This window comes from Nocardia otitidiscaviarum NBRC 14405 (assembly GCF_000308635.1).
Taxonomy (GTDB): domain Bacteria; phylum Actinomycetota; class Actinomycetes; order Mycobacteriales; family Mycobacteriaceae; genus Nocardia; species Nocardia otitidiscaviarum.
Window position 1 is genome coordinate 37,793 of the sequence record NZ_BAGD01000074.1, and the last position, 17,170, is coordinate 54,962.

The following is a 17,170-nucleotide window of genomic DNA, read 5'->3' on the forward strand; positions in this document are numbered from 1 at the left end:
CCCAGACAGCTGCCGCCGCAGCTAGCGTGCCGCCCTACAGAGGTCGACCGCGTGGCGGGCTGGCAGGGCCGCCCGCGCAGGCCGCAGGCACCCACGGGAAGTACCAGTTGATGAGGTTCCGGAAATCCGCCATACGTACGTTGCTGACCGCGTCGGTCGGGGTGGCGCTCGCCCCGTTCGCCCCGCCCGGACCGGCGGGGGCCGCGCCCGCCACGGCGGACCACTGCGGCAGATGGACGGCCAGCACCGTGGCGTCGGGGTACGGCATGCTGGAGAGCCTCGCTTTCGACGGGCGCGGCGGGCTGCTGCTCTCCGAGCAGTCGGCCACCGGGACCGGCGGGGCGGTGCGCGAAATCGCCGCCGACGGGCGGCGCGGAACCCTGGTCGACGATATCGACGGGGTCGGAGAGTTGAGCGTCGTCGGTGACACGCTCTACTACACGACCGGGCTGAGCCTGCAATCCAAGTTCGCCGCCGAACCCGGCGGGATCGAGTCGGTGGATCTGGACACCGGCGCGCGCCGCAGCGTCGCAGCCGGACTCGATATGCCGAACGGGCTGGCGCTGCTGCCCGACGGCGACTTCGTGGTCACCAGCGATATGGGAGCCGACACCCGCATGACGCTGGTACGCGCCGGGGTGGACGCGGGCCCGTTCTCCTCGGCGGTCACCTCCACCAATGGCCTGGCCTACGATCCGCGGCGGCATCGGCTGTTCGTATCCAGCACCTTCGACCCGGTAACCGTGATCGCGATGGTGGACCCGGATCGCCCGGAGGCGGCGACCATCATCGAACTGCCCGGGCCGGGGCCGCTGAACGCCGCCGATGGGGTGACGGTGGGTCCGGACGGATTCGTCTATGTCACTTACAGTCTGGGCGGCAAAGTGATCCGGGTGGATCCCGACCACGCCCGCTGGTGCACCGTGGCGGACGGTCTGCCGCTGTCGACGAGCGCCCGGTTCGGCTCCGGCCCCGGTTGGGACCCCAACTCACTGTACGTCACCAGCTATCTGGGCACTGTGACGCGACTGACACCGCACTGAGTTCGCACCCGCGTTTTGCCGCGTATATGTGTGCTGATTTACATTGCGGGTCAGTACAGTTCACGTGATCGACGTGATTCGTCGTGGCACCCAGCGCTACTCGTGGGTACTATCGGGCTATCGCCGGAGATTAACTGTGGTGTAACGCTTTTCGAACGCGCTACGCCTGGTCGGTTACCGGTGAACGATCGGGAGAGCAGGGTACCCGACGGGCGTGGGGCTCACGCCCGCCTTTCCCGTCACGGGTTCGATGACGAACCAGGCTGGGGTGACTAGTCCCCTTATGCCGCACGCCTTCTCGGTGCTGTCACACGTCTGACCGCACCGGATTCCGCTGATGCGCGCTCACGAGGCGGCGCTTCGCGCTACGGACGCCGGGCAATGGAGCCGAGGTACGCAAAGTGTGCCGGGGCAGTCGCATGCATCGAGCCATCGATACATCGATTGTGCTGTCGTGCACCGTTTTTCACGTGGGGATAGATCTCGATGAGTGTGGACCCGACGGTATTGGAGCGAGTCCGGGAGCTGTTCCGGGGGCGTCTGAACGCGCCCGCGCTGGAACTGGACCGACCCCTGCTCGAGTACGGCCTCGATTCGGTCCGTTCGGCCGAGCTGGTGATCGAACTCGAGCAGCTGTTCGGCATCGACATACCCGATGCGGATGCCGCCGCCTTGCGTACCACCCGCCAGGTGGCCGAATACGTCGCGGTCGAGCTGCGCAAAGCGAGCTGACATGGCCGATCCGAGTGATGTGTACGGCCGCTACGCCCGGCCCGAGATAGCCCGGCTGCTCCGGGCTTTCCATCTCGACGCCGACTACCGCGCGGCCGAGTACGACACACTGGTCCCCGCCACGCTGGATGGTGGCGGCGGCGTTGCCGCCCGCGCGGTACTCGATCTCGTGGGCGGACACGGGGCCGGACTGTTCGGCCACAACCATCCCGCCCTGATCCGCGCGGCGGAGACGGCATTGCAGGCACGGCGGCCGTTCGCGGTGCAGGGCAGTGTGCGCGCCGGTGCCGCCCGACTGAGTGCGCGCCTGTCCGCCCTGGTCGGGGCATCGACGGGGGCCGAGTACGTGGTCACACTGGCGTCCACGGGAGCCGAGGCGGTGGAGGCCGCCGTCAAGCACGCCGCGCTGGAACGGTCGCGGTACCTGTCGGCCGTGCGGGCGGACCTGGAGCGGACCCTGCGCCGCGCCCGACGTGACGGCCTGGCCGGGCAACCGCTCCCAGCGCCGTGGAATGGCTCGGTGGAATCCCTTCTCACCCAATCGATCAGCGACGTGACAGCCCTGCGGGAACGCGCACCGTTGTTCGTGGCGCTGATGCGATCGTTCCACGGGAAGACCGCCGCGGCGGCGGTGCTCACCGACCGGGCCACCGACGACGGCCGCCCGATGTTCGGACCCGAGGTGGTCCGGTTGGACGCCACCGCGTCGAACACCCTCGAACGGGCTCTGGACGGCGAACGAATCACTTTCTGCGACATATCCTTCGGACCATCCGGTGCGCCGGTGCCGACCGTCCGGCACGCGTCCCGGCTGGCGGCGTGCTTCGTCGAACCCGTGCAGGGCGAGGGCGGCGTGTACGAGCTGTCCGGCGACGTGCTGCGCGCCGTCCGCGCCCTGGCCGATCGCCACCGGGCCGCCCTGGTCTTCGACGAGATCCAGAGCGGCATGGGCCGTACCGGCACCTTCCTGGCCGCCGAGCCCTCGGGTGTACACGCGGACTACTACCTGTTGTCCAAGGCACTGGGCGGCGGTCTGGCCAAGATCTCGGCGCTGCTTGTCCAGCGCGACCGCTATCTGCCCGAATTCGGCAGACAGCACACCTCCACCTTCGCCGAGGACGACTACTCGTCCGAGATTGCCTGTACCGCACTGGATCTCATACCCGAACTGCTGCCACGCATCGCCGCCACCGGTACCCGGCTGCGCGATCGGCTGCGCGCGGTGGCCGACCGCCGACCGGATGTCATCGCCGGGGTGCGCGGGCGCGGGCTGCTGCTGGCGGTGGAACTGCGCCCGCCCCGACCGGCATCGCCCGTACTGCGCGAGTTCCTGGACGAGGAATGGTTCGGGTATCTGGTCGCCGGACATCTCCTGCACCGGCACGGCATCCGGGTGCTGCCGACCCTGTCCGCCCCCGCCACGCTGCGGGTGCAGCCGTCGGCGTACCTCGGCGTCGCCGATATCGACCGCATCGCGACCGCCTTCGAGGCCGTGGCAGACCTGCTGCACCGCGCGGACTACGCGGCCCTGCTCGACCATCTCACCCTGCCCGCCGCGCATCCGACCCCGCTGCCCGCGCACACACCCGACTTCGAACGCCGCCGCCCCGAGCCCGCCACCGCACTCGACGGCCCGTCGCGCGTCGCCTTCCTCGCCAATCTGGAACGCCCCGGGGATCTGCGGCTGCTGGCACCGGAGCTGGCCGCGTGGTCCGACCATCAGTGTGAGGCCCTGATGGAGCGGCTGCGCGGCGTGCTGCGGCCCTTCGAGGTCACCCGGCAACGCATCCGGTCGGTATCGGGGGCCGAGGTCGAGGTCGCGATGATCGCCGTGCCGTTCTCGGCACAGCAGGCCGTCGCCATCCAGCGCGACGGCGAGGGCGCATGGCTGCGGGATGCGGTGCTCGACGCGGTGGATCTCGCGATCGGCGCGGGGGCCGGTGTGATCGGTCTGGGCGGCTACACCTCGATCGTCACCGACGCCGCCCGCGCCGTGGTGGAGGACACCGCCCGCATCACCTCCGGCAACTCGCTCACTGCCGCGTGCGCCTACGAGCTCATGCGCCGGGAGCTGGCGGCGCTGCCCGCCGGGGAGCGCCGCGTCGCCGTGGTCGGAGCCATCGGCAATATCGGGGCGGTCATGGCGGAACTACTACTCCCGCACGTCGATTCGCTACTGCTGGTGGGTCGGCGAGGTTCCGCGCGACGGCTGCGGACCGTGGCCGAGCGGCTCGGCGATCCGGACCGGGTCGCGGTGCGCGAGGATATGACCGCGCTGCGCGACTGCCGCCTGATCGTCACCGCCACCAATGCGGCCACCCCCGTGCTCACGGCCGACCAGCTGTCCACCGACCACTCCGTCCTCGTCTACGACCTCGCGGTCCCGGGCGATGTGGATCCCGGTGCCGCCGCGTTGCCCGGGGTCACGGTGCTGTCCGGTGGGCGCATGCGCCTGCCGGACGGTCAGGTCCCCGATTTCCCAGGCACCAAGCTGCCGCCGGGCACCCTCTACGCGTGTATGGCCGAGACCATCGCCCTCGGCTTCGAACCGGATACGCCGAGCCCGTCCTACGGCGCGCTGACCGTCGCCGGGGTGCGGGCCGCGGCCGAGCTGGCGCGGCGGCAGCGGATCGCGCCCGCACCGCCCGCACCGCGAGGAGTCACCATGACCGTTCCCATGCTGTTGGGCGCACCCGACTTCCGGGTGGAGGCCGCGGGCGGCAAGGCGGCCACCCTGCACGAACTCACCGCCGCCGGATTCCCGGTGCCGCCGGGCTTCGTGATTCCCGGTGACACCGATCCGGACCAGCTGACCGACGCCGAGGTGGATGGGCTCATCGCGGCCGTCGGCGGCTACCCGGTGGCCGTGCGCTCCAGCGGGGTGCTCGAGGACCTCGACGACGCCAGCTTCGCCGGACAGTACGAGACCTACCTCGAGATCGGCGATCGGGACGCGCTGCGCCGCCGCATCGCCGACTGCCGGGCCTCGGCGCACAACGACCGGGTGCGCGGCTACCTGGAACGCCGTGGTTTCGATCCGGCCCGGGCGCGGGTGGCGGTGCTGGTGCAGCGCATGGTCGAATCCCGCACCGCCGGTGTGGGCTTCACCATCGACCCGATCACCGGCAGGGAGGAACACGCGGTCGTGGAGTGCTGCGCCGGGCTGGGGGAGCGCCTGGTGTCCGGCCACGTGACACCGCTGCGGCTCACGGTCCGGCTGGACGACGGCACGGTGGTGCAGCGCAGCGAGGGCGACGAACCGGTGCTGCTGGATGCCGCCGAGATCGCCGAACTGACCCGGATGCTGTTGCGGGTCCAGGCATTCCGGCATCGACCGCAGGATGTGGAATGGGCCGTCGGAACGGACGGACGGCTGTGGCTGCTGCAGTCGCGAGCCGTCACCGCCATCGCCTGGCGCACCGATATCGAACAGCTCACCGATGCCGACTTCCGTGACGGCGGCGTCTCCGCCCGCGTCTGCACCCCGCTCATGTTCTCGCTGTACGAGAACGCCTTCCAGGCGTCCATGCAGCGATTCTTCACCCGGCTCGGACTACTCGACGACGAACCCGCCTGGATGGCCATGCACTACGGCCGCGCCTACTGGAACGTGGCGGCGGTGAAGCGGGCCTACGCGGGAGTGCCCGGCTACGACGAGCGCATCTTCGACGCCGATCTGGGCGTGAACGTGGACTATGGGCCGGTCGGGCCGGACCGCACGCCCACGAACGCGCTGACGGTAGCCCGCGCGGTACCCACCGCGCTGGCGTTGCGGCGGCTCACCACCGGGCAACTGACGGAGGTGGAGCGGTTCGCCGCCGGCTGGGAGGCCAAGTACGCGCGCTGGCGGGAGCGGGCGGCGCGACTGCCGAGTGTGGACACCGCGACCTTCACCGCGGAACTGGTGGATTGTCTGCTGTCGTTCCACGCCACCACCGAACGCGCCTACTTCACCACCATCTACCACAACACCACCGTCCAATCGGATTTCAAGACGCTGCTCGCCAAGGTCGACGCCGCCACCGGCGGCAGCACCCAGGTGCTGGCGCTCATCGGCGGGCTGGCCGAGGTGAGCCATATGGCCATGCAGCGCGGCATTGTCGGGCTGTACCGGGTGGCGGCCGCCGAGGGCCTGGACGGGGAGTCATGGCAGCGCGCGTTGCGGGAGTTCCTGGACCAGCACGGTTTCCACGCCGATATGGAGCTGGATATCACCTGTCCGCGCTGGTCGGAGGAGCCCGCGCGCGTTCGGGCCATGATCGCGTCGATGCTCGCGACCGGGACCCCGCCCGCCGATCCCGAGCGGTCGCTCACCGAGCAGCGGGCCCGCTTCGACGCCGAGGCGGCGGCCGTGCGGGCGCGGGTGCGGACCGATCCGCGCACCCGGGTCCGCTTCGCGCGCAGTCTGGACCGGCAGCTGGCACTGGCCCGCCGGTACCTGGTGGCGCGGGAGCTGATGCGGGACTTCTCCTCCCGCTGCTACGCCATCGTGCGCGCTTACGTGGTCGAGGCCGGGACACGGCTGCACGCCGCCGGAGCCCTCGCCGACCCGGCCGATGTGTACATGCTCGACATCCATGAGATCGCCGATCTGGCACAGGGTTTCCGCGGCGGTCACGAGCTGGCGGCCACGATCCGCTACCGGCGGGCCATGTACGACGGCTACCGGGATCTGGTGCCACCGCACGAACTCGGCCCCGGCGTGACGGTCTCGCACACCGAACCCGGCGACGGCGTGCTCACCGGGCTGGGGTGCAGTGCGGGCGTGGTGGAAGGCCCCGCGCGGGTCATCGCATCACTCGCCGAGATCGCCGACCTGCGCCCCGGCGACATTCTCGTCACCCGGTTCACCGATCCCGGCTGGACCCCGGCGCTGGGCCTGGTGACCGGCGTCGTGACCGAGGTCGGCGGACTGCTCTCGCACGCCGCCGTCATCGGCCGTGAGTACGGCATCCCGGCCGTGCTCAATGTTCCCGGCGCCACCGCCGCCATTCGCTCCGGACAGCGGCTCCGGATCGACGGCGGCGCGGGCACCGTCACCCTGCTCGACACCGCCCCGCCCGGGCGGGACGCGGATCCCGCGCCCGCCGCCCCGCGCCCGGTAGCGGCGCTACCCGATCCGGGGTCGACACCCACTACGTCTCGCGCACGATCAGGAGGCGCTCTCATGACCGATCGAACCCACTCCGACCGCCCGGCGGTCCGGACGCTGTCGCCGCGCAAACGGATGATCTGCATTGCCGGTGGCGACGGCTCCGGAAAGACCACCCAGGTGGCGCGGCTCGCGAGCGTCTTCGAATCACAGGGGCAGACGGTGGCGGCGGTGACCATCTGGGATGCCTTCCTGGACCCCGCGGTGTCGGCCAAACTGCCGTTCGACCGACCCGACGCCATCTACGGCTACCTGAAGGTGCTCACCCCGCTCAGCCGCACCCATTTCCTCTATCACGCCATGCAATTGGCGCTCGATCTCGCCGCGCGGCGCGGTCCGGACGTCGTGCTCATGAACTCGTACTGGTACAAGTACTTCGCCACCGAGGTGGCGCACGGCGGCGATCCGGCGGTCCTGCGCGCGCTGGCATCCGGTTTCCCGGAGCCCGACCTCACCTTCCACCTGCGCATCAGCCCGCGGGACGCGTTGGCGCGCAAGCGCAAACGCAGCGACTACGAGAGCGGCTACGGCGACGAGCACGAATTCCTCGAGTTCCAGCAGCGCAGCCACGACGCCCTCGCGGGGCTGTCGGCCGAGCTGGGCTGGACCGAACTGGACGGCACCGCCCCGGCCGGTGACATCACCACCACCATTCTCGAGCAGTTGCGGAGCACGGAGCAGTGAACGACAACCCCACCCGCCGCATCGCCCTGGTCGGTATCGACGGCTGCGGCAAATCCTCGGTGCTGGCGCGCCTGCGCGAGCTGGCCCCGCGCGACCGCGGCTTCGGCAGTATGACCTGCCCGGACTTCCACACCACCGCGAATGCCCCGCTGCATCGACTCTCGCGCCAGCTCAAGGCATTCAGTGACGGGTGCGACGAGATCGGCAGCCTGGAGTGCAAGGCCATCGCGCTGTACCTCCAGATGACCCTGTTCGGGCCGGTCGAACGGTTCTTCGTGGACACCTTCGCGCCGGACGTGCTGGTGTGCGAGCGGCATCCGCTCGTCGAAACACTGGTCTACGGGCCGTTCTACGTACTGCTCGCCGATCTGGACACCGATCCGCGCGCTCGCGAGGCGCAGGTGCGCGACGTGCTGGATCGGCACGCGCCCGGCACCCTCGACGACATCCTGGCCTGGTACGCGGGTGAGGCGGCGCGCCTGGGCACCGACCCCGATATCTGGAACCTGCTGGGCGAGGTCTCCAAACTCGTTCAGTTGGAACCGGATGCGGCAGTACCGGCGTTCGCGCGGCGGTGCCGAACCAGCCTGCCGGATGCGGTGCTGTGGCTCGACGTGCCGCCCGAGCAGGCCGCCGCGCGCTGCGCCGCCCGGGTGGGCGACGGCACGCGGGAGTCCCACGAGACGCCGGAACTGCTGGCGGAACTGCGCAAGGGCTACCAGCGCGCGCAGCAGCTCCTCCCCGCGGCCTTTCCGGACCTGCGTTTTCACCGCATCGACACCGCCGACGGCGTGGACCTCGAGGAATCCGTGCGCCGCTGCGTCGAGGAAGGACGGCTGTTCGCATGACATCGACACAGGATTCGGTCGCGGCCCGGGTACGCGCCATCGTGGCCGAGGCGCTCTGGGTCGCGGCCGACGATCTGGAGGGCGGCACACCGCTCGTCGACTACGGATTGGACTCGCCGACCTCCATCGACCTCACCATGCGGCTGGAGGACGCCTTCGGGATCACCATTCCCGATGCCGTGGCGGCCCGGCTGGACACGGTGGACCGCATTGTCGAGCACGTCCGGGAGACCATCCGATGACCCTCACCGCCGCCGCACCCGCCGCCCTGCGGCCACGACATCCGAGTATCGTGCACGCACTGCTCGACCATCTCACCGACGAGTCGCCTGCGACCGACGAATCACACACGGCCCGAGTGGTTTTCGTCGCGGCACCGGGCGAATCCGAGGTACTGGACTATGCCGCCCTGGCCCGTGCGGCCCGGCGCAGCGCCGCCGCCCTGGCGGACTACGGCGTGCGCCCGGGTGATCGGGTCATGCTGTGCCTGCCCACCGGCACCGAGTTCATCACCGCGTTCTTCGGCGCGCAGCTGCTGGGCGCGATCCCGGTGGCGGTCGCGCCGCCGAGCGGTTTCGGCGGCCGCGGCCTGTTCGCGGACAAGTTCGCCCGGCTGGTCGCGTATCTGGCTCCCGCCGCACTGGTGGCCGCCCCCGATGTGCTCGACGCACTCGGCGCGCACCGGCCCACCGGAACGATCGTGGTGAACGGTGTGGACCTGCACGCGCGTGCGGTGACCGCGGACGCGCCGGAGGCCGAGCCCCGGCTGCCCGACGGCACCGATCCGGCCTTCATCCAATGCACCTCGGGCTCCACCGGCACCCCGAAGGGCGTGGTGATCACCCACGCCAATCTCGCCGCCAACTGTGAGCAGATCACCCGCGTGTGCGGACTGGGACCCGGGGACAACTGGGCGGGCTGGCTGCCGCTCAACCACGATATGGGACTCATCGGCGGCACCCTGACACCGCTGTTCGCGGGAGCGGGCGCGGTGCTCATGCCGCCCAACCGCTTTCTGCGGGCACCGGCCGAGTGGCTGCGCAATGTCAGCGACTACGGTGGAACCGTCGCCGCGGCACCGAATTTCGGTTACGGCTACGCCGCGCTGCGAGTGCGCGACGAGGATCTCGACGGGGTCGACCTGTCGCGGTGGCGGTTCCTGTTCTGCGGGGCCGAGCCGATCCAGGCCGACACCCTGCGCCTGTTCACCGACCGCTTCGCGGCCTGGGGACTGCCGCGCGACGCGGTGGTGCCGTGTTACGGCATGGCCGAGGCGTCACTGGCGATCACCGTGAACCGGCCGCGCGCGACCCTGCGCGTGGACACCGTCTCCCGGGACCGGCTGGCGACCGAGGCCCGCGTGGTCGACGTGCCCACGGACGCCCCCGATGCGGTGCAGGTGGTGGACTGCGGTCCGGCGGTGCCCGGCACCGAGATCCGCGTCGTGGACGAGCGGGGACGGCCCTGCGCCGACAATGTGCTCGGCGCGGTGCAGTTCCGCGGGCCGTCCCGCACGCCGGGCTATTTCCAGCTGCCCGACGCCACGGCGGCCTGCGTGGTCGACGGGAGCTGGTGGGACACCGGCGATCTCGGCTATCTGCGGGACGGCGGGCTGCGGATCACCGGCCGCCGCAAGGACCTGATCATCATTCGCGGGGCCAACTACTTCCCCTCCGATTTCGAACAGGCCGCGCAGACCGTGCCCGGTGTCCGGCTGGGCGGGGTGGCGGCGGTCGGATACCGCACGGCCGACGCGCATTCCGAGGGTCTGCATCTGATCGTGGAAACCGAAGTGGACACCGCCGAGCAGGACGCGCTGCGGCTGGCGATCCGATCCGCCGTCAGCTCCCGCACCGGTGTGCTGGCCGACGCGGTGCATCTGGTGCCGCCGCGCGCTCTGCCCAAGACCACCAGCGGCAAGATCCAGCGCGCGGCCGCCCGCGCGCGGTTCGTCGCCACCGAGGAGACACCGTGACCGCACTGCTCGCCCGGGACACCGGCCGCCGCCTGCCCGGACCGTCCTCCCGCCATCCGCTGGGCGCGTACCTCGACTATCGGCGCGACCCGTTGACGCTGTTCTACGAGCAGGCATACGCGCACGGCGGCAGCGTGCGCATCCGGCTCGCCCACGAACAGCTGTATCTGCTGGTGGACCCCGACCACATTCGGCAGGTCATGATGACCAATGCCGACAACTACCGCAAAGGCATCAGCTATACGAGCCTGCACCATCTGCTCGGCCCCGGCCTGCTGGTGAGCGAGGGCGAGCTGTGGCAGCGGCAGCGGGCGCTCATCAAACCGGTCTTCCACCGCCGGCACGTTCTCGACGAGGTGCCGCTCATGGTGGAGTGCGGACAGCGCATGGCCGCGCGGCTGGACCGCCACGCCGATACCGGCGAGATCGTGGACCTGGTGCCGGAGGTGCTCGGCTTCGCCGCCGATGTGGTGTGCCGTGCGGTGCTCGGCGCGGACGTGGACGATGTGCTGCCGCAGATCGAGGACGATGTGCGCCACGGCGTGGACTGGGTCATGCGACACATGGCGGCACCCGTTCCACTGCCGCCGTCGGTGCCGACACCGGCCAACCGCGCGTTCGGGCAGGCGCTTTCGCGGCTGCACCGGGTGGTGGACGAGGTCATCGCCGGACACCGCACCGGCTCCGGCAGCCTGCTGGATCGGCTGTCGAGCGCGCGCGACGACGACGGGCACGCCATGGACGACACCCAGCTGCGCCACGAGGTGCTGACCTTCCTGCTCGCCGGGCACGAAACCACCGGCGGGGCCATCGCCTGGGCCGTGTACGAGCTGTGCCGCAATCGCACGGTGCTGCGCGATGTGGTGGACGAGATCGACGGGCGACTGGCGGGCGGCCCGCCGACCGCCGACGATCTCACCGCCCCCGATCTGACCGGCCGCGCCCTCGACGAGGCCATGCGGCTGCACCCGCCCGCCTGGGCGTTCAGCCGCACCCCCGTGGCGGCCGACAGCTTCGACCGCTTCGACCTGCCCGCCGGATCCATCGTCGTGATCAGCCCGTTCGTCAATCAGCGCCTACCGCAGTTCTGGTCCGCGCCACTGGTTTTCGATCCCGACCGCTTCCTCCCGGCGGCCGCCCGGGACCGGTCGCCGTTCCACTACTTCCCGTTCGGCTGGGGCCCGCACCTGTGCGTCGGGCGGCATCTGGCGCTGATCGAGGCCCGGGCGGGGCTGGCCATGCTGCTGTCCCGCTACGACATCGAACTCGCGGGCGGACTGCGGGTGCGGGAGAACCCGCAGATCTCCAATCTTCCCGATCCCGTGCTGGTGCGCCTGCGCCGCCGCACCACCGGAGGTGACCTGTGACCGCCGCCGAACTGACCGCCGTCGCCGACGCGACCGCCGCCGCCCGACTGGATCCGGCCCTCATCGGGCACAAGGCCGCCAAGCTGGCCTGGCTGCACCGGCACGGGTATCGGGTGCCGGCCTTCTGTGTACTCACCGCCGCGGCCTGCGCCCGCATTCTCGAACCGGTGCGCGACGAGCTGGACGCGCTGCTCGGCGCGCTCGACGCCGAGGATCCGAAGTCGTTGCGCGACACCGCCGATGCCATCGCGGAGCTGGTGACCGCGCTGTCGCTGCCCGACGATCTCGCCGCCGACCTGCACCGGCGGCTCACCGAGCTCGAGGGGGCGGGTCGGCTGGCGGTGCGGTCGTCGGTGCGGGGCGAGGATTCGGCCACCGATTCCTTCGCCGGACAGCTCGACACCCTGCTCAATGTCGCGCCCGAGGCGGTACCGGATGCCGTACTGGCCTGTCTGGCGTCGGCGTACTCACAGCGGGCGCTGTTCTATCGCGCGCGGCGCGGGCTGGGCAATGCCGTCGCCGAAACCGCCGTCATCGTGCAGACACTGGTGGACAGCGCCACCGCCGGAGTGGTGTTCAGCTGCAATCCGCGCAATGGCGATCCGGGCGAGGCCGTGGTCTCGGCGGGCCTGGGGCTGGGGGAGGGCGTGGTCTCCGGAACCGTGGACTGCGACACCTACTTCGTCGACACCCGCTCCCGCACCGTCACCGCCCGCAGCATCGGCGAGAAGTCCAGCGCGGTCCTGCCGACGGCGGACGGCACCGCGGTCACCGCCGTGCCGCCGGTCGACACCGCGGCCCTCACCGACGCCCAGGTGCTCGAACTCACCGGGCTGGCGGTGGAACTGGCCGAGCGGTTGGACGCCCCGCAGGACGTGGAATGGGCCATCGACCGCGCGGGCCGAATCCACCTGCTGCAAACGCGGCCGGTCACCGCGACCGGCGCGCAGGAGACCATCTTCGACAACGTCAATGTGGCCGAGTCCTATCCGGGCGTATCCAGCCCGCTGACCTTCTCGATCGTGCGGCTGGCCTACGAGCAGGTGTTCCGGGTCTGCCACCGGGATTTCGGCGCGCGACGCGCGACCGTGCGCGCCGGTGCCGCCGATCTCTACCCGTATCTGGTGGGCACCTGGCACGGCCGGATCTACTACAACATCAGTAACTGGTATCGGCTGTTCCTCCGGATTCCCGGGCTGGACTTCGCCATCGAGGGCTGGGAGGCCGCACTCGGCATCGAGAACCGCTACCGGCGGCCCGCACCACCGGCGGGCGGCTGGGCTCGCGCCCGCACCCTGCTGCTGCGTGCGCGAGTCGTGCTGATACTGCTGCTCGGCTGGTTCCGGCTGCCGCGCCGACTGGCGCACTTCTTCACCGAACTCGACCGGTTCCGCGCCGATCTCGACCACCGCCTCGACCCGGCCACCCCGGATCGGGAGCGCAGCCCGCACGCACTGCTGACCTGGCTCGACCGCGTGATCAGTGATCTGGTTCCCGCCTACGCGGTGCAGATCTTCAACGACTTCATCGCCCAGCAACTGTTCCACGCGCTCGGAAAACTGTTGCAGGACAGCGGTGTCGAGAATCCGGACACCCTGCGCAACGAACTGTTCTGCGGCGAGGAGGGCGTGGACAGCGTCGAACCGGTGCGCTCGGCCCTGGCGCTGGCCACCCGCGCGGCCGCCGATCCCGCCCTGCGCGCGCTGATCGACAGCGATCGGGACCCGGCGCGGGTGTGGGCGGAGCTGCACGACGACGCCCACACCGAGTTCCTGACCGCCTACCGTGCGCATCTGGCGGCCTACGGCGACCGCACCGTGGACGAGCTGAAATTGGAGACGGACTCGCTGGAACAGCATCCCGAGAAGCTGATTCCGGTGCTGCGCAACTATATTCGCCGCGATATCGACTTCCGGACCATGACCGCCGAGGAGCGGCGCATCCGCCGGGAGGCGGAGGTGCGGCTGCGTCGCGCCCTGCGCGGCCGTCCGCTGCGGTGGCTGCTCGTGCGCCTGGTGCTGGCCCAGGCCCGCGCCACGGTGAAGCAGCGCGAGAATATGCGCCTGGGGCGCAGCCGCTGCTTCGGCATGGTCAAGCGGGTGTTCCGTGTGTTGGGGACACAGCTGCACGAGGCGGGGCTGCTCGACGATCCGCGCGATGTCTTCTATCTCACCTACGAGGAGATCGCCGCCCTCACCCGCGGCACCTCCGTCACCGCCCAGCCCCGCGACCTGGTGGCCGCCCGCACCCGCGACCACGAGATCTGGCGGGCGCAGGCGGCTCCCTCGCGCATCGTCACCGCCGGAATCGCGGCCGCGCACACGCCCGAACCGGATTTCCTGGCCTTCGACGACGCGACCGTCCTCACCGGAATCGGCTGCGCGCCGGGCCGTGTGGAAGCGCCGGCGCTGGTGTTGCCCGAACCCGACACCGCCGCCGTCACCGCCGGTCGGGTGCTGGTGGCCGCCACCACCGATCCGGGCTGGGTGTTCCTCATGGTGGCCGCGGGCGGGCTGGTCAGCGAGAAGGGCAGCCTGCTCTCGCACACCGCCATCATCGGCCGCGAACTCGGCATCCCCACCGTGGTCGGCGTGCCGCAGGCGACCCGGCGCATCGCCGACGGCGACACCGTGCTGCTCGACGGCCACGCGGGCACCGTCACGCTCATCGCACGAAAGGGTTCCGCATGACCTCCCTCGACGCCCACCCCACCGGACATGCCGAGAACTTCACCCTGGAGCACTATCTCGACACCGACGCCCACTCCTTCGACCAGCGTTTCGAACACTTCCGCCCCTATGTGGAGCGGGTGCGCGGCATGGGATTCGTCCTGCGCGAGATCACCGGCCCCGCCGGACCCGTGGTGCGGGCGCGGGACCCGGAGACGGGGGACGTCCGCGAGGTGATCATGCTGGGGTCCAACAACTATCTGGGCCTGGCCGACGAACCGGAGATCATCGAGGCGGCGGTGGCCGCCACCCGGAAGTACGGAATCGGCTGCGGCGGACCGCCCTTGCTCAATGGCACCACTTCGCTCCACCTCGAGCTCGAGCAGCGGCTCGCGGCGGTGAAGGGCTGCGAATCGGCCATGCTCTTCTCCTCCGGGTTCGCCGCCAATGTCGGCTGGGTGACCGGCCTGCTGCGCAGCGGCGACATCCTGATCTACGACGAGCAGAACCACGCCAGCCTCTACGACGGCATCCAACTGGGCCGGGTGCGGTCGATGGCCTTCGACCACAACGACCTCGACCATCTGCGCTACCGGCTCATGCAGGTGCGCTGGCGCAATCCGGGCGCGAATGTGGTGGTCGCCGTGGAGGGCGTCTACTCCATGGACGGCGATATCGCACCGCTGCCCGAAATCCGCTCGCTCTGTGACGATTTCGGCGCGCTACTGGCCGTGGACGATGCGCACGGAACGGGGGTGCTCGGCACCCGCGGGCACGGCGCGGCCGAACACTTCGGGCTCGACGGCGGGGTCGACATCGCCATGGGCACCTTCTCGAAGGTGTTCGCCACCACCGGCGGTTTCGTGGCGGGCAGCCGGGCGCTGGTGGATTCGCTGCGCTTCTTCGCCCGCTCCTACATGTTCTCCGCCTCGCTGTCGCCCGCCGTGGTCGCCTCGGTGCTGGCCGGGATCGACTTCATCGAGGCCCATCCGGAACGGGTGGCGGCCCTGCACGCCAATACCGCCTACTTCGCGGCGGCGCTGCGGCGGCGCGGGTTCGCGGTGGACCCGGTGACGGCCATCGTGCCCGTCATCCTGCCCGCCACCGTGCCGGTCGCCGAGGTGGTGGCCGCGCTGCACCGGGCGGGCGTCTTCGTCAACGGTGTCGAATTCCCGGCGGTGCCACGGGATCTGCAACGACTGCGGATCTCCATGATGGCCACGCTGAGCACCGAGCACCTGGATGTCGCCGTCGACCGGATCGACGCGGTGGCGCGCCGGTTCGGCTTTCACCCCGACCAGATCGGAGCCGCCCGATGACCGACGCCCTCATCGCGGCGGGCGGCACGCCCGCCGAACGGCTGCTGGTGCTCGCCGCCCTGGCCGCGCCCACCGACGCCGAGCGCGCCCAGTTGCGCGACCTCGCCCGCGGGGAGATGGACTGGGTGGAGGTGCTGAATCTGGCGCGGCGCAATGCGACCGTGCCGCTGGTCCAGCATCGGCTCGCCGCCGAGGGCCTGTTCGACCGGGTGCCGCTGGCGGATGCGTTCCAGGCCGTCTCCGACGAGATCGCCGCGGCCAACGAACGGCGGCTGGTGGGGGCCAAGGAGCTGCTGCGGCGGTTCGACGCGGCCGGTATTCGCTGCGTCGTGCTCAAGGGCATGCTCTTCGCGTCCGAGGTCTACGGCGACGCGTACTACAAGCGCATGAACGATATCGACATTCTGCTCGATATCGAGCAGGTCGACGCCGCCGTCGAGATCTACCGGGATCTCGGCATGTTCAGCGTCTCTGAACTGCTGGGCAAGGAGCCCCGGGTGCGCGAGCGGCGTTCGCACCATCTGCCGTCGTTCGTCTCCCGCGACGGTGCGCTGGTGGTGGGCACCCACTGGGGGCTCATCACGCCGCTCGCACCGTACACCATCGACTACGCCGCCATCTGGAAGCGGGTGCGGCCCATCGACTTCCACGGCGTTCCGGCCTGGGCCATGGCGCACGAGGACAATCTGCACCACCTGTGCGTCCACCTGCCGTACTACAAGACCGGGGTGCGCGAGCTCGCCGACATCTGGAATCTGGTGCGCTACGCGGGCGACGACCTGGACTACGGCCTGGTGCGGGCGGCGGTCACCGCCGCCGGATCGCACAATCTCGTCTATCACGCGCTGTCACTGACCCAGCGGCTCGTGCCGGACGAGCGGATCGCCGCGCTGGTGGCGTGGACGCGCCCGCACACCGACCGTTTCTACCGCTACGACGTCGACCGCAAGACCCGCGACATCCACACGCTGCTGCGCAGCCGGTCCACGCACACCGCCACCATCGAGAAGGCGTATCTGGAGTTCAACGCCACCCAGGCGCTGGGGGAGAAGGTGACCCGGTTCGCGGCACTGTGGCGCAATCTGCTGCTCGTGCCCGGTGACGAGGCGGCGCGGATGAGTTCGCTGCGCACCGACAACCCGCTGTCGCGGGCCGGGGCGCGGGTGGCCGCGCCCTACCGGCTCACCCGGGTGTTCCAGCGTGACCTGGGCCGATGGCTGTTTCCGGCCGCGCTGGCCAAAACCGTCGCCGATCTCGGGGTCAGCGCCGCGCGCACGGTGCGCGGATCCACCGGCGACACCGTCGATCTGGCCGCGTTCGCCGCTCGGGTGGGTATGACCCCCGCACAGCTGCGGGCGGTCGCGGACAGTCAGGAGTGAGC

Annotated in this window: 11 protein-coding genes; 10 read left to right on the top strand and 1 reads right to left on the bottom strand. The window is 70.5% G+C overall.

Annotated features, from left to right (window positions below; translation table 11 throughout):
* Window positions 1–34: 34 nt before the first annotated feature.
* The gene (locus ON31_RS37925; RefSeq protein ID WP_255222112.1) at window positions 35–268 is read right to left on the bottom strand and encodes a hypothetical protein; all 234 of its coding nucleotides are present in this window, start codon (window positions 266–268) and stop codon (window positions 35–37) included.
* On the opposite strand from ON31_RS37925, the gene ON31_RS14975 reads away from it, so the two are divergent.
* From ON31_RS14975 to ON31_RS15020, 10 genes are all read left to right on the top strand, one after another.
* Window positions 267–1,043 (top strand): SMP-30/gluconolactonase/LRE family protein, encoded by a 777-nt coding sequence (locus ON31_RS14975; protein WP_255222113.1) that lies wholly within the window; start codon window positions 267–269, stop codon window positions 1,041–1,043. The two genes, ON31_RS37925 and ON31_RS14975, sit on opposite strands and share 2 nt — an antisense overlap.
* 486 nt (window positions 1,044–1,529) lie before the next feature.
* Window positions 1,530–1,775: an acyl carrier protein gene (locus tag ON31_RS14980; RefSeq protein WP_039814248.1), complete on the top strand. Its 246-nt coding sequence runs from the start codon at window positions 1,530–1,532 to the stop codon at window positions 1,773–1,775.
* Window position 1,776: 1 nt separating this feature from the next.
* Entirely contained in the window at window positions 1,777–7,611 is a 5,835-nt protein-coding gene (locus ON31_RS14985) for an aminotransferase class III-fold pyridoxal phosphate-dependent enzyme (protein WP_039814249.1), read from the top strand.
* Window positions 7,608–8,459, top strand: a complete 852-nt coding sequence (locus ON31_RS14990) for a hypothetical protein (protein ID WP_039814251.1) — start codon at window positions 7,608–7,610, stop codon at window positions 8,457–8,459. The genes ON31_RS14985 and ON31_RS14990 overlap by 4 nt, the downstream gene beginning before the upstream one ends.
* Complete coding sequence (locus ON31_RS14995) at window positions 8,456–8,701, top strand: acyl carrier protein (RefSeq protein ID WP_039814253.1); 246 nt, start codon at window positions 8,456–8,458, stop codon at window positions 8,699–8,701. The genes ON31_RS14990 and ON31_RS14995 overlap by 4 nt, the downstream gene beginning before the upstream one ends.
* Window positions 8,698–10,434 (top strand): fatty acyl-AMP ligase, encoded by a 1,737-nt coding sequence (locus tag ON31_RS15000; protein ID WP_051037271.1) that lies wholly within the window; start codon window positions 8,698–8,700, stop codon window positions 10,432–10,434. The genes ON31_RS14995 and ON31_RS15000 overlap by 4 nt, the downstream gene beginning before the upstream one ends.
* Entirely contained in the window at window positions 10,431–11,801 is a 1,371-nt protein-coding gene (locus ON31_RS15005) for a cytochrome P450 (protein ID WP_039814254.1), read from the top strand. The genes ON31_RS15000 and ON31_RS15005 overlap by 4 nt, the downstream gene beginning before the upstream one ends.
* Window positions 11,798–14,491: a PEP/pyruvate-binding domain-containing protein gene (locus tag ON31_RS15010; RefSeq protein WP_039814256.1), complete on the top strand. Its 2,694-nt coding sequence runs from the start codon at window positions 11,798–11,800 to the stop codon at window positions 14,489–14,491. The genes ON31_RS15005 and ON31_RS15010 overlap by 4 nt, the downstream gene beginning before the upstream one ends.
* Window positions 14,488–15,789: an aminotransferase class I/II-fold pyridoxal phosphate-dependent enzyme gene (locus tag ON31_RS15015; protein ID WP_051037272.1), complete on the top strand. Its 1,302-nt coding sequence runs from the start codon at window positions 14,488–14,490 to the stop codon at window positions 15,787–15,789. Before ON31_RS15010 ends, ON31_RS15015 begins: the two co-directional genes overlap by 4 nt.
* The gene (locus ON31_RS15020) at window positions 15,786–17,168 is read left to right on the top strand and encodes a nucleotidyltransferase domain-containing protein (RefSeq protein WP_039814258.1); all 1,383 of its coding nucleotides are present in this window, start codon (window positions 15,786–15,788) and stop codon (window positions 17,166–17,168) included. Before ON31_RS15015 ends, ON31_RS15020 begins: the two co-directional genes overlap by 4 nt.
* Window positions 17,169–17,170 lie beyond the last annotated feature (2 nt).